Origin of the sequence: Desulfuromonas versatilis (assembly GCF_019704135.1) — a bacterium.
GTDB classification, from domain to species: Bacteria; Desulfobacterota; Desulfuromonadia; order Desulfuromonadales; family NIT-T3; genus Desulfuromonas_A; species Desulfuromonas_A versatilis.
Genome location: NZ_AP024355.1, coordinates 2256951 through 2275039, shown reverse-complemented (window position 1 = coordinate 2275039; position 18089 = coordinate 2256951). Strand labels below are relative to the sequence as shown.

15 protein-coding genes are annotated in these 18089 nt (G+C 63.9%); all 15 read left to right on the top strand.

Annotated features, from left to right (window positions below; translation table 11 throughout):
• The 15 genes from DESUT3_RS10180 to DESUT3_RS10110 all read left to right on the top strand — a co-directional run bounded on the left by DESUT3_RS10180 (nucleotide 1) and on the right by DESUT3_RS10110 (nucleotide 18088).
• Nucleotides 1-1245 carry an ABC transporter substrate-binding protein gene (locus tag DESUT3_RS10180; RefSeq protein WP_221252370.1) on the top strand — a complete coding sequence of 415 codons (1245 nt, stop codon included), beginning with the start codon at nucleotides 1-3 and terminating at the stop codon, nucleotides 1243-1245.
• Nucleotides 1246-1362: 117 nt separating this feature from the next.
• Nucleotides 1363-2184: an ABC transporter ATP-binding protein gene (locus DESUT3_RS10175; protein WP_221252369.1), complete on the top strand. Its 822-nt coding sequence runs from the start codon at nucleotides 1363-1365 to the stop codon at nucleotides 2182-2184.
• A gap of 460 nt (nucleotides 2185-2644) precedes the next feature.
• Entirely contained in the window at nucleotides 2645-4633 is a 1989-nt protein-coding gene (locus DESUT3_RS10170) for a (Fe-S)-binding protein (protein WP_221252368.1), read from the top strand.
• Nucleotides 4634-4709: 76 nt separating this feature from the next.
• A complete protein-coding gene (locus DESUT3_RS10165; protein WP_221252367.1) occupies nucleotides 4710-5483 on the top strand; it encodes an electron transfer flavoprotein subunit beta/FixA family protein in 774 nt (257 codons plus the stop codon).
• Nucleotides 5484-5572: 89 nt separating this feature from the next.
• Complete coding sequence (locus DESUT3_RS10160; protein WP_221252366.1) at nucleotides 5573-6499, top strand: electron transfer flavoprotein subunit alpha/FixB family protein; 927 nt, start codon at nucleotides 5573-5575, stop codon at nucleotides 6497-6499.
• 259 nt (nucleotides 6500-6758) lie between these two features.
• A complete protein-coding gene (locus DESUT3_RS10155; RefSeq protein WP_221252365.1) occupies nucleotides 6759-7610 on the top strand; it encodes a 3-hydroxybutyryl-CoA dehydrogenase in 852 nt (283 codons plus the stop codon).
• Nucleotides 7611-7777: 167 nt separating this feature from the next.
• Complete coding sequence (locus DESUT3_RS10150) at nucleotides 7778-8560, top strand: enoyl-CoA hydratase-related protein (protein ID WP_221252364.1); 783 nt, start codon at nucleotides 7778-7780, stop codon at nucleotides 8558-8560.
• Nucleotides 8561-8641: 81 nt separating this feature from the next.
• Nucleotides 8642-9781 carry an acyl-CoA dehydrogenase gene (locus tag DESUT3_RS10145; RefSeq protein ID WP_221252363.1) on the top strand — a complete coding sequence of 380 codons (1140 nt, stop codon included), beginning with the start codon at nucleotides 8642-8644 and terminating at the stop codon, nucleotides 9779-9781.
• 27 nt (nucleotides 9782-9808) lie between these two features.
• Nucleotides 9809-10957, top strand: coding sequence for an acyl-CoA dehydrogenase (locus DESUT3_RS10140; protein ID WP_221252362.1), 1149 nt, complete (start codon nucleotides 9809-9811; stop codon nucleotides 10955-10957).
• Between the two features lie 175 nt (nucleotides 10958-11132).
• The gene (locus tag DESUT3_RS10135) at nucleotides 11133-11669 is read left to right on the top strand and encodes a DUF6125 family protein (protein WP_221252361.1); all 537 of its coding nucleotides are present in this window, start codon (nucleotides 11133-11135) and stop codon (nucleotides 11667-11669) included.
• Nucleotides 11670-11991: 322 nt separating this feature from the next.
• Nucleotides 11992-13167 carry an isovaleryl-CoA dehydrogenase gene (locus tag DESUT3_RS10130; RefSeq protein ID WP_221252360.1) on the top strand — a complete coding sequence of 392 codons (1176 nt, stop codon included), beginning with the start codon at nucleotides 11992-11994 and terminating at the stop codon, nucleotides 13165-13167.
• A 21-nt stretch (nucleotides 13168-13188) separates the two neighbouring features.
• Nucleotides 13189-13620, top strand: a complete 432-nt coding sequence (locus DESUT3_RS10125; protein ID WP_221252359.1) for a PaaI family thioesterase — start codon at nucleotides 13189-13191, stop codon at nucleotides 13618-13620.
• A gap of 48 nt (nucleotides 13621-13668) precedes the next feature.
• Nucleotides 13669-15276 (top strand): carboxyl transferase domain-containing protein, encoded by a 1608-nt coding sequence (locus DESUT3_RS10120; protein WP_221252358.1) that lies wholly within the window; start codon nucleotides 13669-13671, stop codon nucleotides 15274-15276.
• 4 nt (nucleotides 15277-15280) lie between these two features.
• Nucleotides 15281-16075, top strand: coding sequence for an enoyl-CoA hydratase-related protein (locus DESUT3_RS10115; protein ID WP_221252357.1), 795 nt, complete (start codon nucleotides 15281-15283; stop codon nucleotides 16073-16075).
• A 6-nt stretch (nucleotides 16076-16081) separates the two neighbouring features.
• Nucleotides 16082-18088: an acetyl/propionyl/methylcrotonyl-CoA carboxylase subunit alpha gene (locus DESUT3_RS10110; RefSeq protein WP_221252356.1), complete on the top strand. Its 2007-nt coding sequence runs from the start codon at nucleotides 16082-16084 to the stop codon at nucleotides 18086-18088.
• Nucleotide 18089: the final 1 nt, after the last annotated feature.

Genomic DNA, 18089 nt, shown 5'->3' with positions numbered 1-18089 from the left:
ATGCGAAAAAGACTATTGGGCGCTGCAGTGGCATTGGCGTTTCTGGGAACGGCGGGGCTGGCCGCGGCAGCCGACAAGATTCCGGTCGGCCACCTGGCCGCACTGACCGGGCCCACCTCCGACGTCGGCGTCCCCTACGGGCAGGGGATCGCCGACGCGCTGAACTACATCAACAAGAACGGCGGCGTCAACGGCAAGCAGATCGAATTCGAAACCGTCGACTACGCCTACAACGCCCCCCGCGCGGTGGCGACTTACAAGAAATGGATGGCCTCCATGAAGCCGGTGGCCATCCAGGGGTGGGGCACTGCCGACACCGAAGCCCTGGTCCAGTTCATCGCCCAGGACCAGGTCCCCTATATCTCCGCCTCCTACTCGGGACATCTGACCGACCCAACCGGAAAATCGCCCAAGACCAAGGCGCCGGCCCCCTACAACTATTTCTATGGCCCCTCCTATTCCGACGCCTGCCGCGGCCTGGTGCAGTGGGCCATGGAAGACTGGAAAGCCAAGGGCAAGGAAGGCAAACCCAAGTTCGTCCACATGGGCGACAATCACCCCTACCCCAACGCTCCGAAAGAGGCCTGCGCGGCCTACGCCGAGGAACTCGGCTTCGAGGTGCTCAACCCCATCGTCTATTCGCTCAAACCGGCCGACGCCAAGGCCCAGTGTCTCTCGCTCAAGGAGTCGGGCGCCAACTACGCCTACCTGGGCAACACCTCGGGCTCCAACATCTCGCTGCTCAACTCCTGCACCACCGTCGGGGTGCAGACCCAGTACCTCTCCAACATCTGGGGCTGGGACGAAAACTCCATCAACGCCGCCAAGGAAGCCGGCAACGGCGTGGCCTGGGTGGTGGGCGCGCCCCCCTGGGGGTCCGCGGTCCCGGGCATGAAGACCCTGGCTGCAATCTCCAGGATGTCCGACTCGAGCGGCAAAAGCGAGCGCCCCCTGCACTACATCCGCGGCGTCTGCGCGACCTTCTTCATGAAAGACGCCATGGAGATGGCCGACAAGGCCGGCGGCATCACCGGCCCCAACATCAAGAAGGCCATGGACCAGATGAAGGACCACGTCCCCGCCGGCCTCGAGGGGGTCTGCACGCCCTCGACCTGGACCGCCGAGGACCATCGCGGCACCACCGAGGTGTCAGTGTACACCAGCGATTATAAGGACGGCAAATTCACCATGACCAAAATGGCTACCGAGGACGTGCCACGGCGCGCCGAGTGGCTGGGGTGGTAGGGGGAAAGACCGTGACTTGTGATTCGTGATTCGTGACTTGTAACTCGTGATTGGGTGGCGGCCACTGAGGGCCGCCACCCGACTCGAAACTATGCTAACCCGGGAGGTCTTTCGATCATGGGAGAAGCTGTTCCGCAGAGCGCGGCCAAGGAAGCCGTCCTGACGGTCAACAACATCGAGGTGGTCTACGACGAGGTCATCCTCGTGCTGCGCGGCATCAGCCTCGAAGTCCCGCAGGGCGAAATCGTCACGCTGCTCGGGCCCAACGGCGCCGGCAAATCGACCACCCTCAAGGCCATTTCGGGACTGCTCAAGACCGAGGACGGCAAGGTGACCCGCGGCAACGTCACCTTCATGGGCGAAAACATCACCAACCGCCCCCCGGAGGAGATCGTCCGCAAGGGGATTTTTCAGGTCATGGAGGGGCGCCGCATCATCGAGGACATGACGGTCGTGGAGAACCTGCGCCTCGGCGCCTACACCCGCCGGGACAGGGGAATCCGCAAGGATATCGACATGGTCTTCGACTATTTCCCCCGCCTCAAGGAGCGCACCGGCATGGCCGGCTACCTTTCGGGGGGCGAGCAGCAGATGCTGGCCATCGGCCGGGCCATGATGGCCCGCCCCAAGATGATCCTGCTCGACGAACCCTCCATGGGCCTGTCGCCGCTGCTGGTCAAGGAGGTCTTCAACATCATCCGCAGCATCAACCGGGAGCAGGGAATCACCATGCTGCTGGTTGAGCAGAACGCCAACATGGCCCTGCACGCCTGCTCCTACGGCTATGTCATGGAATCGGGGAAGATCGTCCTCGACGGCAACCGCGAAGAACTGCTCAGCAACGAGGACATGAAGGAATTCTACCTGGCCGGAGGCGACAAGGAGCGCAAATCCTTCAAGAACATCAAGTCGTACAAGCGCCGTAAACGCTGGTTGTAACCACCCGGATCGGCCCGCCACGGATTTCCGTTCTCCCCGGGGACGGTCCCCACTGGTCGAAGTTTCCGTTGCAACGGCCCTTGAGTGGTGGCACAGCCAAATTTCGGCCCTCCTTTTCCAGTCAACCCATCTGCCCGGCGGAAACGGCATGAAAACAATACGATAACCTGTCACCAATGGAGCAAAACCGGACAGGCTCTGGCGGCATCACAAATTCAGCGTATTACCCCTCCGTCACCTGGTGAAATCCTGTTAACAGGACGCAACATCCGGGCGCCGGAGGCACGGTCCGGCAAAAATCCTGGATATTCCACATTTTTATTGTAATATCATGTTGTTAATTGTTATTTCAAAGATGTGATTACAATAAAACGTCGTTTGGTATCCTCTTTGCTCCTGAACTTTACAAGCCATTGAAATCCCAACTGCGCGTTTCCGTAACCTGCCAACGGAGATAGGAATGGAACTGACCCGCGAAATCTACTGGAACGTCGGTCGTGGGGTGTTGCTGCCCATGTACCTGCTGGCCTTTGCCGCCATCGGCGTAATGGCCTGGGGTGTTTGGCAAAGGATCAAGGTCTACCGCCAGGGGCTGCCTCTGGAGCGCACCGACAACCTCCAGGAGCGGATCCTCGCAGCCTTGCGCCGGGTGTTCGGCCAGTCACTGGTCATGCGGGTCAAGGGCCCCGGCACTTTCCACGGCATCTTCTTCTTCGGCTTCTTCCTGCTGTTCATCGGCACCACCCTGGTCTTTATCCAGGCGGACCTTACCGACCCCCTGTTCGACTGGAAGTTTCTCAGCGGCGGCTTCTACCTGCTGTTCTCCCTGGTTCTCGACCTGGCCGGACTGGCTGCCATCCTGATGCTGGGCGGGCTGGCGGTGCGCCGCTACCTGAAGCGTCCCGAAGGTCTGCCCAACGTCTGGGACAACGCGCTGATGCTTGGGTTGCTGCTGGCCATCCTGGTCACCGGCTTTGTCATTGAAGGGGCGCGCATGGCGGTGACCGAGGTGGGAATCAACCCCCGGCTGGCCGCCTGGTCGCCGGTCGGCCTGGTGGTGGCGAAAACCCTTTCCGGGATGAGCGAGGCGGACCTGCGCACCCTCCACCAGGGGACATGGTGGCTGCACCTGCTGCTGACCTGCGGCTTCATCGTCGCCATCCCCTTCACCCGTTTCCGCCACCTGCTGACCACCAGCGCCAACTACCTCTTCGCCGAGCGGCGCCCGAAAGGGACCATCGCCACCCTCGACCTGGAGGACGAGCAGGCCGAGAGTTTCGGCACAGGCGAACTGAAGCGGTTCGCCTGGAAAGACCTGCTCGACGCCGACGCCTGCACCTTCTGCAAGCGCTGCCAGGATCGCTGCCCGGCCTGGGCCACCGAAAAACCGCTTTCGCCGATGAAGGTGATCAACCAGATGCAGCAGCTGGCCTTCGAACCCCCTGGGGCGGGACTGATAGACACGGTCAGCAAAGATGTCCTGTGGGCCTGCACCACCTGCTACGCCTGCCAGCAGACCTGCCCCGCCACCATCGAGCACGTCAACAAGATACTCGACATGCGTCGGCACCTGGTGCTGATGGAGGGCGAATTCCCCGGCGAGGAGGTGGCCACCGCCGTCGACCAGACCGAGGTCAACGGCAACCCCTTGGGAATGGCGTTTGCCGGGCGCGGCGATTGGGCCGCGGATCTGGGGGTGAAAACCCTCGCGGAAGACCCCGAGGTGGACATCCTTTATTTCGTCGGCTGCTACGCCAGCTTCGACAAGCGCAACATCAAGGTCGCCAAGGCCTTCGTCCAACTCTGCCAGGCCGCGGGCCTCAAGGTCGGCATTCTCGGCAAAGAGGAAAAATGCTGCGGCGAGCCGGTACGCAAGCTCGGCAACGAATATCTCTACCAGACCCTGGCCGCCGAGAACATCGAGCTGATCAAGGGCTACGGCGTCAAGCAAGTGGTCGCCACCTGCCCCCACTGCTTCAACACCCTGGGGCGCGACTATCGGGATCTGGGTTTCGAGGTGCCCGTCGAGCACTACACCACCTTTCTGCACCGCTTGCTGCAGGAGGGAAAATTCAAAATCCGCCCCGAAGCCTTCACCGCCACCTACCATGACAGCTGCTATATCGGCCGCTACATGGACATCTTCGAAGAGCCGCGCGCCCTCTTGAAGGCCGCTGGGGGAACCATCACCGAGATGGAGAGAAGCGGCCTGGAGAGCTTCTGCTGCGGCGCCGGCGGGGGACGCATCATCGCCGAAGAGAAGATCGGCACCCGCATCAGCGAAACCCGCGCCAAAATGGCCGCGGGAACCGGCGCCCCGCTGCTGGTCTCCAACTGCCCCTTCTGCCTGACCATGTTCGAGGACGGCGTCAAGGGGGCCGAACTCGAAGGCACACTGGCGCCGAAGGATCTGGCGGAGCTTTTGGTGGAACGGCTTTCGCTGACGTAGGGGCGGCCCTGTGTGGCCGCCCAGGGCAGGCACGCAGGCCTGCCCCTACCGCATTAAATTCAATCGGAGGTCAACCATGAAAATCCTGGTCTGCATCAAGCAGGTTCCCGACATGGAATCACGCTTCAAGGTCAACGCCGAGGGGCTCTGGTACGACGAGTCGGACCTGGCCTGGCGCATGAACGAGTACGACGAGTACGCTGTCGAGCAGGCGGTCAAGCTCAAGGAGCAGGTGGGCGATGCCGAGCTGACCGTGCTCAGCCTCGGCCCCGACCGGGTGCGCGAACCGATCAAGAAGGCCCTGGCCATGGGCTGCGACCGCGGGGTGCAGATCAAGGACGACGAGAGCTGGCGGCGCGACCCCCTGCAGGTCGCTTCGCTGCTGGCCGGCTACGCCAAGGACCAGGGGTATGACGTCATCTTCACCGGCATGCAGTCCCAGGACCGCGGCAGCGCCCAGGTCGGGGTGCTGCTGGCCGAGCTGCTCGGCATCCCTTCGGCCAGCACCATCGTCGACTTCGCCTTTGAGGGGGGCACCATCACCGCCAAGCGCGAACTCGAGGGGGGCATCAAGGCGGTGGTGAAAGTCAAGACGCCGGCCCTGTTCACCTGTCAGCTCGGCCTCAACGTGCCGCGCTACCCCACCCTGCCCAATATCATGAAGGCCAAGAAGAAGGAGCTGTTGACCGTCGAGGCCGCCAGCCTGCCCGGCGCCGATGCCCTGATCCAGGTCGAAAAAGCCGCCTACCCCGAGAAAAAAGGCGCCGGCCTGGTCCTCGAAGGCGAAGTCGGCTCCCTGGTCGAGCAGGTGATCGGAATTTTGAAAGAGAAGACGACGGTTTTTAAGTGAGGAGTAAGGAGTGAGGAGTAAATGCCTTGAAGCCTCTTCCCCTCACGCCTCACCCCTTACGCCTCACGGTACTTTAAAGGAGGTTTCCCATGAAAGCTCTACTGGTTGGCGAATACCGCGACGGCAAGCTGCTCGGCTCGACCTACGAGCTGCTGGCCTTTGCCCAGAAGATCGGCGCCCAGGCCGCGATGTTCCTGGTCGGCAGCGAGGCGGCCCTGCCCCAATTCGACGGGCCGCTCTACCTGGCCGACGCCAAGGCCGCGGGCGAATTCAACCCGGCGCTGCACAAGCAGCTGCTGCTGCAGGTCATCGAGCAGGAGCAGCCCGAGCTGATCGTGCTCGCCCACTCCTCCTACGGCTGGGACCTTGCCCCGCGGCTGGCCCTGGCGCTGAAGTGCGCGCAAATTTCCGAGGTGCTCGGCTACGCCGAGGGCGCCTTCCTGGCTCCGGCCTGCAACGCCAAGCTGCGCCGCACCCTGAAGCCCGCCACCGCACGCGCCGTGGTCACCCTGCAGGCCGGAGCCTTCAGCCTGCCCGGCGAGCCCGCCGGCACCCCGCAGGTCAAACCGCTCAGCATCCAGGCCGCGGTCGGCGGCCTGGAGTTCGTCGGCTACGAAGCCGCGCAAAAAGCCGCCGTCGACCTGAGTCGGGCCGAGATCATCGTCAGCGCCGGGCGCGGCATCGGCAAGAAGGAGAACGTGGAGATGATCGCCGCACTGGCCAAGGCGCTGGGGGGCGAGCTGGGCGCCAGCCGCCCGGTGGTGGACGCCGAGTGGGTCGATCACAGCCGCCAGGTCGGCACCACGGGGCAGACGGTGGCGCCCAGGCTGTACGTGGCCTGCGGCATATCCGGGGCGATCCAGCACCTGGCAGGGATGAAGAAATCCGACTTCATCCTCGCGGTCAACACCGACAAGGAGGCGCCCATCGGCGAGGTGGCCGACGTGCTGGTGGTGGCCGACGTCAAGCAGTTCGCGCCGGCGCTGGCGGAAAAAGCCAGCACCTTGCGCGCCTGAGGTAGGTGCAGACCTGTGTGTCTGCCAGGATTTTGGGCGATCACGAGGATCGCCCCTACTTAAAAACGGGAATTAGCCACGGATAAAATCTGATCGAATCTGATTTTTAAGGACATTTAAAGCCCAGTTCAAAATACCCAAGCGGTGAGGTCCTCAAGAAAGCCGTTGCCTTTGATTTATCAGATTTTATCCGACCCTATCCGTGGTCAGGTTGCTTTTTAGAGGTTTGTGCATGTTTTGAAAAGAGGAGGTTTCCCCGATGCAAATCAACAGGATCATGGTGGTCGGTGCCGGGCAGATGGGCGGCGGAATCGCCCAGGTGGCGGCCCAGGCCGGCCTCCAGGTGGTGCTCAACGACCTTAAGCAGGAGTATGTCGACCGCGGCCTGACCTTCATGACCAAGCTGCTCGAGCGCAACATCGCCAAGGGCAAGCTCAGCGGCGAGGAAAAAGACCGCATTCTCGGGCGCATCACCCCCTCGATTTCCCTGGAGGATGCCGCCGAGGTGGATTTCGTCATCGAAGCGGTCACCGAAAACATGTCGGTCAAGGAGAAGATCTTCAAATCCCTCGACCAGATTGCCCCCAAAGCGGCGATTCTCGCCAGCAACACCTCGTCGCTGCCGATCACCGAAATCGCCGCGACCACCGAACGGCCGGAGAAGGTCATCGGCATGCATTTCATGAACCCGGTGCCGGTCATGGTGCTGGTGGAGGTCATCCGCGGCATCGCCACCTCGGACGAGACCTTTAAAACCGTCCACGACCTGGCCCTGCGCATGGACAAGCACCCGGTGGAGGTCAACGACTTTCCCGGTTTCATCTCCAACCGCGTGCTGATGCCGATGATCAACGAAGCGATTTACTGCGTCTACGAGGGCGTGGCCACCCCCAAGGCCATCGACGAGGTCATGCGCATGGGGATGAACCACCCCATGGGCCCCCTCACCCTGGCGGATTTCATCGGGCTGGATACCTGCCTGGCGATCATGGAAGTGCTCTACCAGGGCTTTTCCGACAGCAAGTATCGCCCCTGCCCGCTGCTGCGCAAGATGGTCAAAGCCGGTTGGCTCGGCAAGAAAACCGGCAAGGGGTTTTTCGAGTACCACTGACCCCGAACTTCTGGTTGCTCACGCGAAGACGCGAAGTTAAACCTTTGAAAAGTTAGCGGTTTTCCCGGACGGCAACGGCTCTGAAAGATTTTATGCCTTGCCTTTCTTCGCGATCTTCGCGGCTTCGCGTGAAACTGGTTTTTCTTTTTTGAGAGGAGATCTTTCCCATGGATTTCAAGAACCTGCTGCTCGAAATCGCCGAGGGTGTGGCGGTGCTGACCATCAACCGCCCCAAGGCGCTCAACGCCCTCAACGAGGAGACCCTCCTCGAGCTCGAATGCGCCGTGGCCGGGCTGGGTGAGAACCGGGACGTCTCCTGCGTGATCATCACCGGCGCCGGGGAGAAGGCCTTTGTCGCCGGGGCCGACATCTCGGCCATGCAGCCCCTCGACGCGGCCGATGGCCGCAGGTTCGCCAAGCTCGGTCACCGGGTGATGGCCACCATCGAAAAGCTGCCGAAGCCCGTCATCGCGGCGGTCAACGGCTTCGCGCTGGGCGGCGGGTGCGAGCTGGCCCTGGCCTGCGACATCCGCATCGCCAGCGACAACGCGCGCTTCGGGCAGCCGGAGGTCAACCTCGGGGTCATCCCCGGCTTCGGCGGTACCCAGCGCCTGCCCCGCCTGATCGGCAAGGGGCGGGCCAAGGAGCTGATCTTTACCGGCGACATGGTCGACGCCCAGGAGGCCTACCGCATCGGCCTGGCCAACAAGGTCACCCCCCTGGCCGATCTGCTGCAGACCGCCCGCGAGCTGGCCCGCAAAATCGCATCCAAAGGCCAGTACGCGGTACGCCTGGGCAAGGAGGCGATCAACAACGGCCTCGATATGGATCAGGACAAGGCCAACCAGTACGAGGCCGACCTGTTCGGGATCTGCTTCGCCACAGCCGACCAGAAGGAAGGGATGCAGGCCTTCCTCGAGAAACGCCCCGCTAAATTCACCGGGATGTAGGGGCGAACCTGTGTGTTCGCCCTTGACCCCGCAAACGCACTCTCTCCGGGAAGACATTGGCATCGAAAGGATAGCCGATTCATGGATTTCAGCCTGACTGAAGAAGAGCGCCTGCTGCGCGACACGGTTCGCGACTTTGCGGCCAAGGAACTGGCTCCAATGGCCGCCCACTGGGACCGCACCGGGGAGTTTCCCCGCCAGAACCTGGAAAAGATGGCGCAGCTCGGCCTGATGGGAATGCTCTTCCCCGAGGAGGTCGGCGGCGCCGGCACCTCGATGCTCTCCTACGTCATGGCCCTCGAGGAGATCGCCAAGGCCTGCGCGGCCACCGCGGTGATCCTGGCCGTCCACACGTCGGTGGGGACTATGCCGATCTACCTTTACGGGACCCCGCAGCAGAAAAGCAGGTATCTGGAGAAACTCTGCCGGGGCGAATACCTGGGAGCCTTCGCGCTGACCGAACCCCAGGCCGGCTCGGACGCCACCAAGATCCGCACCCGCGCCAAGGACAACGGCGACCATTACCTGGTCAGCGGCAACAAGATCTTCATCACCAACGGCGGCGAGGCGGATATCTACGTCACCTTCGTGGTCACCGAACCGGGAATCGGCCACCGGGGTATCAGCTGCCTGCTGGTCGACCGGGACACGCCCGGTTTCTCCATCGGAGCGGCGGAAAAGAAGATGGGCCTCAACGGGTCGAAAACCACGGAGCTGATCTTCGACAACGCCCGGGTGCCCAAGGAAAACCTGCTCGGCAAACCGGGGGATGGATTCAAGATCGCCATGTCGCTGCTCGACGGGGGGCGCATCGGCATCGGCGCGCAGGGGGTGGGCATCGCCCGGGGGGCTTACGAACACGCCCTGGCCTATGCCCTTGAGCGCAGGCAGTTCGACCAGCCCATCGCCAATTTCCAGGCCATCCTGTTCAAGCTGGCCGACATGGCCACCCGCATCGAGGCCGGTCGCCTGCTGGTCTACCAGGCGGCCGATCTTCGCGACCGGGGCAAGCCCTGCTCCAAGGAAGCCTCCATGGCCAAGCTCTTTGCCACCGACAGCGCCATGTGGGTCGCCAACCAGGCGGTGCAGATCTTCGGCGGCTACGGCTACTGCCGCGACTTTCCGGTAGAGCGCTACTTTCGCGACGCCAAGGTCACGCAGATCTACGAAGGAACCAACCAGATCCAGCGCATGGTCATCGCGAAAATCATCAACCGCTAACACCCTATTCAGAGAAGGAGCCCGCCCATGCATTTCGAACTGACTGACGAGCACAAACTGATGCGGCAGATGGTCCGGGATTTCGCCGAAAGCGAAGTGCTCCCTTCCACCAAAGAGCGGGACGAACAGGAGCGTTTCGACCGGGGGCTGATGTTCGACCGGCTCGCCGAACTCGGTCTGACCGGGATCGTCTTCCCCGAGGAATACGGCGGCGCGGGGGCCGACTACCTCAGCTACGCTATCGCCGTGGAGGAGTTGTCCCGGGTCTGCGCCTCGACGGGGGTGACCCTTTCGGCCCATCTTTCCCTGGGCGCCAACCCGATCTACAGCTTCGGCACCCAGGAGCAGAAGGTCAGGTACCTCAAACCCCTGGCCGAGGGGTCGAAGATGGGGGCGTTCGCCCTGACCGAAACCAGCGCCGGCTCCGATGCCGGCGGGACCAGAACCACCGCGCTGCTCGACGGAGACCACTGGGTGCTCAACGGCACCAAGATCTTCACCACCAACGGCGGCGAGGCCGAAATTTACGTGGTATTCGCCCGCTCCGACAGGAATGCGGAAAAACATCGGGGGATCAGCGCCTTCATCGTCGAGAGGGATACCCCGGGCTTCACCTTCGGGAAAAAGGAGGAAAAGCTCGGCATCCGCTCCTCGCCCACCCGCGAACTGGTCTTCGAGAACTGCCGCATCCCCAAGGCAAACCTGCTCGGCGAAGAGGGCAAGGGCTTCAAGATAGCGATGCAGACCCTCGACGGCGGCCGGATCGGCATCGCCGCCCAGGCGCTGGGCATCGCCCAGGGCGCTTACGAGGCGGCTCTCAACTATTCGAAAGAGCGCAAACAGTTCGACCAGCCGCTGGCCAGCTTCCAGGCCATCCAGTTCATGCTCGCCGACATGGCCACCCAGATCGAGGCGGCCCGCCTGCTCGTCTACCAGGCCGCCTTCCGGGCCAGCGCCGGCCTCTCCTTCGGCAAGGAGGCGGCCATGGCCAAGCTGTTCGCCTCCGAAACGGCCATGCAGGTCGCCACCGATGCCGTCCAGGTTCACGGCGGCTACGGCTACACCCGCGATTTTCCCGTCGAGCGGATGATGCGCGACGCCAAGATCACCGAGATCTACGAAGGGACCAGCGAAGTCCAACGCATCGTCATCGGCACCAGCGTGACCAAGGGCTGATGGTGGGGCAGTAATGAGTGATAAGTGATGAGTAATATGGTGAAAAGCAAAACCTCTCCGTACATTGAATGAAGGATCGAATTGGCTGTACCTTGAGGGTTAAGGCATTAAACAAATCACTAATTACTCATCACTTATCACTGTTTTTCTAACCCTTTTTCTCAAGGATGGTGTCATGACCGAGCAACTCGACGAGGGAATCCGCCTGCTGCAACGCCTCGACAAGGAGGAGCTGATCCGGATCATCATCGACGACGCCAAAAACTGGCTGGCCCACGACGGGCTCTGGTTTCAGGCCGTCGAGGGGGAACACGGCATGGAGAAGGCCATCGACGCCGACCGTGAGGCCTGGAGAAAGTTCACCGTCATCGAGGCCCAGCGGATCATGGCCCGCCTCGGCATGGAGCCCGGGGGCGGGATTCCCGCCCTGGTCGAGTGCCTGAAACATCGCCTCTATGCCCGGCTCAACCTGCAGCGGGCCATCGAGGTCAGCGATGAGCACGCCCTGTTCCAGATGGTCGACTGCCGGGTGCAGTCGGCCCGAAAACGCAAGGGGCTGACCGATTTTCCCTGCAAAAGTGTCGGTATCGTTGAATACAGCGAGTTTGCGCGCACCGTCGATCCGCGGATCAGGACCCGCTGTGTAGCCTGCCCCCCGGATCAACACCCGGACGAGTTCTGGTGTGCCTGGGAATTTACCCTGGTGCGGTGAGCAGGGCACCAGGTTTGATTTAAACAAACTTCCTGGCGCTTTTATCCGCCCGGCGCAGGGGACCCTTTCTCCACGGATTCGGAAACTTGCTGTTCACTTTGGAAAATTGTCTTTCCCCTGTGTAAATCGACGTTGACACGCTGCAGATGGCGGGGGGAGACGCAATGTGAAACAGAAAAAAACATTCGCCAATGTTATTGAAGGGTTGCGATCTGGCTGTTTGATTTAAATAAACCTAAAACAATGTTTGGTATCCACTTTGCACGCTTGTCGGTAAACCCCTCGGCCAAATGTCCAACCCCCAGCGACAGGGAGCAAAGCCATGAAAAAATACCCATTCCTCCCCTTCTATCTCGGCGAAACGGTCAACCTGCTGCGCAAATCGGTTTCCGCATTTGCAGAAAAGGAAATCCTCCCCCTGGCGGCGGAGATCGACCGGAGTAACGAGTTCCCCATGCCTCTCTGGAAAAAAATGGGAGAACTGGGGATTCTCGGCATCACCGTCGACGAGGAGTACGGCGGGGCGGGGATGGGCTACCTGCATCATGTCATCGCCATGGAGGAGATCAGCCGGGCCTCCGCGTCGGTGGGCCTGTCCTACGGTGCGCATTCCAACCTCTGCGTCAACCAGATCCACCGCAACGGCAATGCCGCGCAAAAGGAGAAATACCTGCCGAGGCTGATTTCCGGCGACCATGTGGGCGCCCTGGCCATGAGCGAGGCCGGCTCCGGGTCGGACGTGGTCAGCATGCGGTTGCGGGCCGATAGGAAAGACGGCCGCTATGTTCTCAACGGAACCAAGATGTGGATCACCAACGGGCCCGAGGCCGACGTCCTGGTGGTCTACGCCAAGACCGAACCCGAAGCCGGGTCCCACGGCATCACCGCCTTTCTCGTCGAGAAGGGGTTTGCCGGCTTTGCCACTGCCCAGAAGCTCGACAAACTCGGCATGCGCGGCTGCAGCACCTGCGAGCTGGTTTTCGAAAACTGCGAGGTACCCGAAGCCAACGTCCTGGGCGAGGTCAACCAGGGGGTCAAGGTGCTGATGAGCGGCCTGGACTACGAACGGGCGGTTCTGGCCGGCGGTCCCCTGGGGATCATGGCCGCCTGCATGGACGTGGTCATCCCCTACATCCACGAGCGCAAGCAGTTCGGCCAGCCGATCGGCGAATTCCAGCTGATGCAGGGGAAGCTGGCGGACATGTACACCACCATGAGCGCCTGCAGGTCCTACGTCTACGCTACGGCCATGGCCTGCGACCACAAGGGGAACGTGCGCAAGGACGCCGCCGGCGCCATCCTCTACGCCGCCGAGAAGGCCACCTGGATGGCCCTGGAGGCGATCCAGTGCCTGGGGGGCAACGGCTACATCAACGAGTTTCCTACCGGCCGCCTGCTGCGCGATGCTAAACTGTACGAAATCGGCGCCGGGACCAGCGAAATCCGCCGCATGCTCATTGGCCGTGAACTGTTCGAGGAGACCAAGGGCGGGGACTAGAAAGAGAAGGGAATTCACCCCATGGAAATTCGCAACCCCGCTTACCGGGAACGCGCGGCAGAGATCTTCACCAGGGCCAACTTCGTCGTCGACCTCGGCATCGAGCCCGTCTCCATAGGCCCCGGGGCCGTGGAAAGCCGCCTGGCGGTCCTCGAGCGGCATCTGCAGCAGGACGGCGTGATCCACGCCGGGGTTCAGACCACCCTGGCCGACCACACTGCCGGGGCCGCGGCCTTTACCGTCATCGGCCCCGAGCAGATGGTCCTGACGACCGGCTTCACCATCAACCTGCTGGCAACGGCCAGGGGGGAGGAGCTGCGCGCCCGGGCCCAGGTGCTGCGCGCCGGCGGCAGGCTGATCGTCTCCGAGTCCTGCGTCTTTGCCGTCGAGGGGGGACGCGAATCCCTGGTCTCCAAAGCCACGGTCACCCTGGCGGTGCTGCCCAACCGCTGAGTACGGCAGGGGACAACCACTCATCCTCAAGAGGTTCGACTGACAGCCATGGCCATACTGAAGAGCTCCCTAGACCCGCACTCCGATGAATTCCGGACCAATTCCAGGGCCATGGCCGAGCTGGTGCGCGACCTCGAGGAGAAGGTCGCGCAGATCAAGCTCGGCGGCGGCGTGGAGGCCCGCGAAAAGCACACCGGCCGCGGCAAGCTGCTGCCCCGCGAACGCATCCGCCAGCTGCTCGACATGGGCTCGCCCTTTCTCGAGCTCTCCCAGCTCGCGGCCTGGGACATGTACGGCGGCGGCATCGCCGCGGCCGGAATCATCACCGGCATCGGCCGGGTCATGGGGCGCGAATGCATGATCGTCGCCAACGACGCCACGGTCAAGGGGGGCACCTACTTCCCCGTCACCGTGAAAAAGCACCTGCGCGCCCAGGAGATCGCCGAGCAGAACCACCTGCCCTGCATCTACCTGGTCGACTCGGGGGGCGCCTTTTTGCCCAAGCAGGACGAGGTGTTCCCCGACCGTGACCATTTCGGCCGCATCTTCTACAACCAGGCGACCCTGTCCGGCAGGGGGATCCCCCAGATCGCCGTGGTCATGGGCTCCTGCACCGCCGGGGGCGCCTACGTCCCCGCCATGGCCGACGAAAGCGTCATCGTGCGCAACCAGGGGACCATCTTCCTGGGCGGCCCGCCCCTGGTCAAGGCGGCCACCGGCGAGGAGGTGAGCGCCGAGGACCTGGGGGGCGCCGAGGTGCACTGCCGCACCTCGGGGGTGACCGACCACTATGCCGAAAACGACGCCCACGCCCTGGCCATCGCCCGGCGCATCGTCGGCAATCTCAACCGGGTCAAGCATCCCGCCCTCGCCCTGCGCCAACCCGTCGACCCGGTGCTCGACCCGGCCGAGCTCGACGGCGTCATCCCCACCGACACCCGCAAGCCCTACGATGTGCGCGAGGTGATCGGGCGCATCGTCGACGGTTCGGAATTCGACGAGTTCAAAATGCTCTTCGGCACCACCCTGGTCTGCGGCTTCGCCCACCTCTGGGGCTACCCGGTGGGGATCGTCGCCAACAACGGCATCCTCTTCTCCGAGTCGGCCCTCAAGGGGACCCATTTCATCCAGCTCTGCGCCCAGCGCGGCATCCCCCTGCTGTTTCTGCAGAACATCTCCGGCTTCATGGTCGGCAGCAAGTACGAAGCGGGCGGGATCGCCAAGGACGGTGCCAAGATGGTCACCGCCGTGGCCTGCGCCAGGGTGCCCAAGTTCACCGTGCTGATCGGCGGCAGCTTCGGCGCCGGCAACTACGGCATGTGCGGCCGGGCTTACAGCCCGCGCTTTCTGTGGATGTGGCCCAATGCCCGCATCTCCGTCATGGGAGGCGAGCAGGCGGCCAGCGTGCTGGCCCAGGTCAAACGCGACGGAATCGAAGCCAAGGGCGAATCATGGAGCAAAGCCGATGAAGAAGCCTTCAAATCCCCCATCCGCCAGCAGTACGAGAGCCAAGGTCATCCCTATTACGCGAGCGCCCGGCTCTGGGACGACGGGATCATCAAGCCCACCGACACCCGCATGGTCCTCGGGCTGGCCCTCTCCGCGGCCCTCAACGCGCCGGTCGAAAAATCCGACTTCGGCGTTTTCAGGATGTGATGCCATGAACGACGACAGGATACTGACCAAAATCGACGAACTGGGCAGGGCGACCCTCACCCTGAACCGCCCGGAGCTGCACAACGCCTTCGACGATGCCCTGATCGCCACCCTGGTGGAGGCCCTCAAGGGCTTCGAGCGCGACGAACAGGTCCGCGTGGTGATGCTGGCGGCCAACGGCAAGAGCTTCTCCTCGGGCGCCGACCTCAACTGGATGCGGCGCATGGCCGACTACACCTTCGAGGAGAACCTGGCCGACGCCAACGGCCTGGCCGAGCTGATGAAGGTGCTGGCCAACCTCTCCAAGCCGACCGTCGCCCTGGTGCAGGGGGCGGCCATCGGCGGCGGGGTCGGGCTGGTGGTCTGCTGCGACATCGCCCTTGCCACCGAACAGGCCAGCTTCTGCCTCTCCGAGGTCAAGCTCGGGCTGATCCCGGCGGTGATCTCCCCCTACGTCGCCACCGCCATCGGCGCCCGGGCGACCCGCCGTTACTTTCTCACCGCCGAGCGTTTAGACGCCCGGGAGGCCTTACGCCTGGGGCTGGTCCACGAGGTGCTGGCCGACCGCGAGGCCCTGGCCGCGCGGGCCGAAGCGCTCAGCCGGGCCATGCTGCAGAACGGGCCCCGGGCCATGGCCGCGGTCAAGGAGCTGGTGGCCGAGGTGGCCCATGCCTGGCTGGACGACGATTTGATCGCCGACACCGCCGAGCGCATCGCCGAGATGCGCGCCTCGGCGGAAGGGCGCGAGGGGCTCTCGGCCTTTCTCGAAAAACGCCAACCCTCCTGGGTGAGGGGATAAGGGGCCATGTTCGATAAAATTCTCGTTGCCAACCGCGGCGAAATCGCCTGCCGGATCATCCGCACCGCCCGCCGCCTCGGGGTGGCGACGGTGGCCGTCTACTCCGAGGCCGACGCCGGCGCCCTGCACGTCGAACTGGCCGACGAAGCCTGGCCCATCGGCCCGGCGCCCGCCCGGGAGAGCTACCTGTGCATCGACAAGCTGATCGACGCCGCACACAGCAGCGGCGCCCGGGCGATCCATCCAGGCTACGGGTTTCTGGCCGAAAACGAGGGCTTCGCCGAGGCCTGCGCCCGGGCCGGCATCGCCTTCATCGGCCCCCCGGCGGCAGCGATCCGCGCCATGGGCTCGAAGAGCGCGGCAAAAAACCTCATGGAACAGGCGGGCATCCCCCTGGTCCCGGGCTATCACGGTGACGACCAGCAAGCCGAGACCCTGCGCGAGGCCGCCCGGGCCATCGGTTATCCGCTGCTGATCAAGGCCAGCGCCGGCGGCGGCGGCAAGGGGATGCGGGTGGTGCGCGGGCCTGCCGATTTCGATGCCGCCCTGGCCTCGGCCCGTCGCGAGGCCGCCTCGGCCTTCGGCGACGACCGGGTGCTGCTCGAGAAGTACCTGGAGCGCCCCCGCCACGTGGAGATCCAGGTCTTCGCCGACAGCCAGGGCAACGCCCTGCACCTGTTCGAGCGCGACTGCTCGATCCAGCGCCGCCACCAGAAGATCCTCGAGGAGGCCCCGGCTCCCGGCATGCCCCCGGAGCTGCGCGGCCGGATGGGCGAGGCCGCGGTCGCCGCGGCCCGGGCCATCGGCTACCTGGGGGCCGGCACGGTGGAGTTTCTTCTCGCGGCGGACGGCCGGTTCTATTTCATGGAGATGAACACCCGCCTGCAGGTGGAGCACCCGGTCACCGAGATGATCACCGGCCAGGACCTGGTGGAATGGCAGCTGCGGGTCGCCGCCGGGGCCCCCCTCCCCTGCCGCCAGGAGGATTTGACCCTCTGCGGCCACGCCATCGAGGCCCGGGTCTACGCCGAAGACCCGGCCCGCGAATTTCTCCCCTCCACCGGGGTGCTCGCCCATCTGCGCCCACCCCAGCCCAACCCCCATGTGCGGGTCGACACGGGCGTGCGCCAGGGCGACGCCGTCTCGATCCATTACGATCCGATGATCGCCAAGCTGATCGTCTGGGACCAGGATCGCCCCTCGGCCCTGCGCCGCCTGCAGAAGGCCCTGGCCGATTACCAGGTGGTGGGGGTCGCCACCAACCTGCAGTTCCTCGCCGCGGTGGCCGCCCACCCGGCCTACCAGCAGGGGGATTTCGACACCCATTTCATCGAGCGCCACCACGAGGCCCTGTTCCCCGGCGCCGAGCCCGCCTCCGACGAGATCCTCGCCCTGGCCTGCCTGGACATCCTGCTGCACCGGCGCCGCGAAGCCGAAGAAGTCTCCCGGGATTCCCCCGACCCTTGGTCGCCCTGGCACCAGGCCAACGGCTGGCGGCTCAACTCGGACAACTACCACGTGCTGACCCTGCTCGACGAGGAGCGCCTTCTCGAGGTGACCGCCCATTTCCGCGACGACTGCTACCTGCTCGAGCTGCCGGGCCGGATCCTGGCCGCCTGCGGCGAGTATTGCGCCTCCGGCGACCTGCTGGCGCGCCTCGACGGGCGCCAGACCCGCGCCACGGTGGTCCGCCGCGGTCGGCAGCTGACCATCATGCACGGCGGCCGCAGCCACTGCCTGATGCTCCACGACCCGGCCGCCGGCGGCGAAGAACAGCACCGCGGCGGCGGACGCCTGACCGCGCCCATGCCCGGCAAGGTCATCGCCGTCTCGGTGGAAGCGGGCAAGGAGGTCAAGCGCGGCACGCCGCTGATCACCCTCGAAGCGATGAAAATGGAGCACACCATCGCCGCCCCGGCCGACGGCACCGTGGCCCGCGTCAATTTCCGGGTCGGCGACCTGGTCAGCGAAGGCGAGGAGTTGATCGCCTTCGAGGCGGCGGAGGCCGGTTGAG

Coding starts and splice junctions, on each gene's coding strand:
- DESUT3_RS10150 (WP_221252364.1), top strand. CDS start 7,778: ATGGATTTCAAGAACCTGCTGCTCGAAATCGCCGAGGGTGTGGCGGTG.
- DESUT3_RS10130 (WP_221252360.1), top strand. CDS start 11,992: ATGAAAAAATACCCATTCCTCCCCTTCTATCTCGGCGAAACGGTCAAC.
- DESUT3_RS10120 (WP_221252358.1), top strand. CDS start 13,669: ATGGCCATACTGAAGAGCTCCCTAGACCCGCACTCCGATGAATTCCGG.
- DESUT3_RS10155 (WP_221252365.1), top strand. CDS start 6,759: ATGCAAATCAACAGGATCATGGTGGTCGGTGCCGGGCAGATGGGCGGC.
- DESUT3_RS10175 (WP_221252369.1), top strand. CDS start 1,363: ATGGGAGAAGCTGTTCCGCAGAGCGCGGCCAAGGAAGCCGTCCTGACG.
- DESUT3_RS10180 (WP_221252370.1), top strand. CDS start 1: ATGCGAAAAAGACTATTGGGCGCTGCAGTGGCATTGGCGTTTCTGGGA.
- DESUT3_RS10110 (WP_221252356.1), top strand. CDS start 16,082: ATGTTCGATAAAATTCTCGTTGCCAACCGCGGCGAAATCGCCTGCCGG.
- DESUT3_RS10170 (WP_221252368.1), top strand. CDS start 2,645: ATGGAACTGACCCGCGAAATCTACTGGAACGTCGGTCGTGGGGTGTTG.
- DESUT3_RS10140 (WP_221252362.1), top strand. CDS start 9,809: ATGCATTTCGAACTGACTGACGAGCACAAACTGATGCGGCAGATGGTC.
- DESUT3_RS10115 (WP_221252357.1), top strand. CDS start 15,281: ATGAACGACGACAGGATACTGACCAAAATCGACGAACTGGGCAGGGCG.
- DESUT3_RS10145 (WP_221252363.1), top strand. CDS start 8,642: ATGGATTTCAGCCTGACTGAAGAAGAGCGCCTGCTGCGCGACACGGTT.
- DESUT3_RS10165 (WP_221252367.1), top strand. CDS start 4,710: ATGAAAATCCTGGTCTGCATCAAGCAGGTTCCCGACATGGAATCACGC.
- DESUT3_RS10125 (WP_221252359.1), top strand. CDS start 13,189: ATGGAAATTCGCAACCCCGCTTACCGGGAACGCGCGGCAGAGATCTTC.
- DESUT3_RS10135 (WP_221252361.1), top strand. CDS start 11,133: ATGACCGAGCAACTCGACGAGGGAATCCGCCTGCTGCAACGCCTCGAC.
- DESUT3_RS10160 (WP_221252366.1), top strand. CDS start 5,573: ATGAAAGCTCTACTGGTTGGCGAATACCGCGACGGCAAGCTGCTCGGC.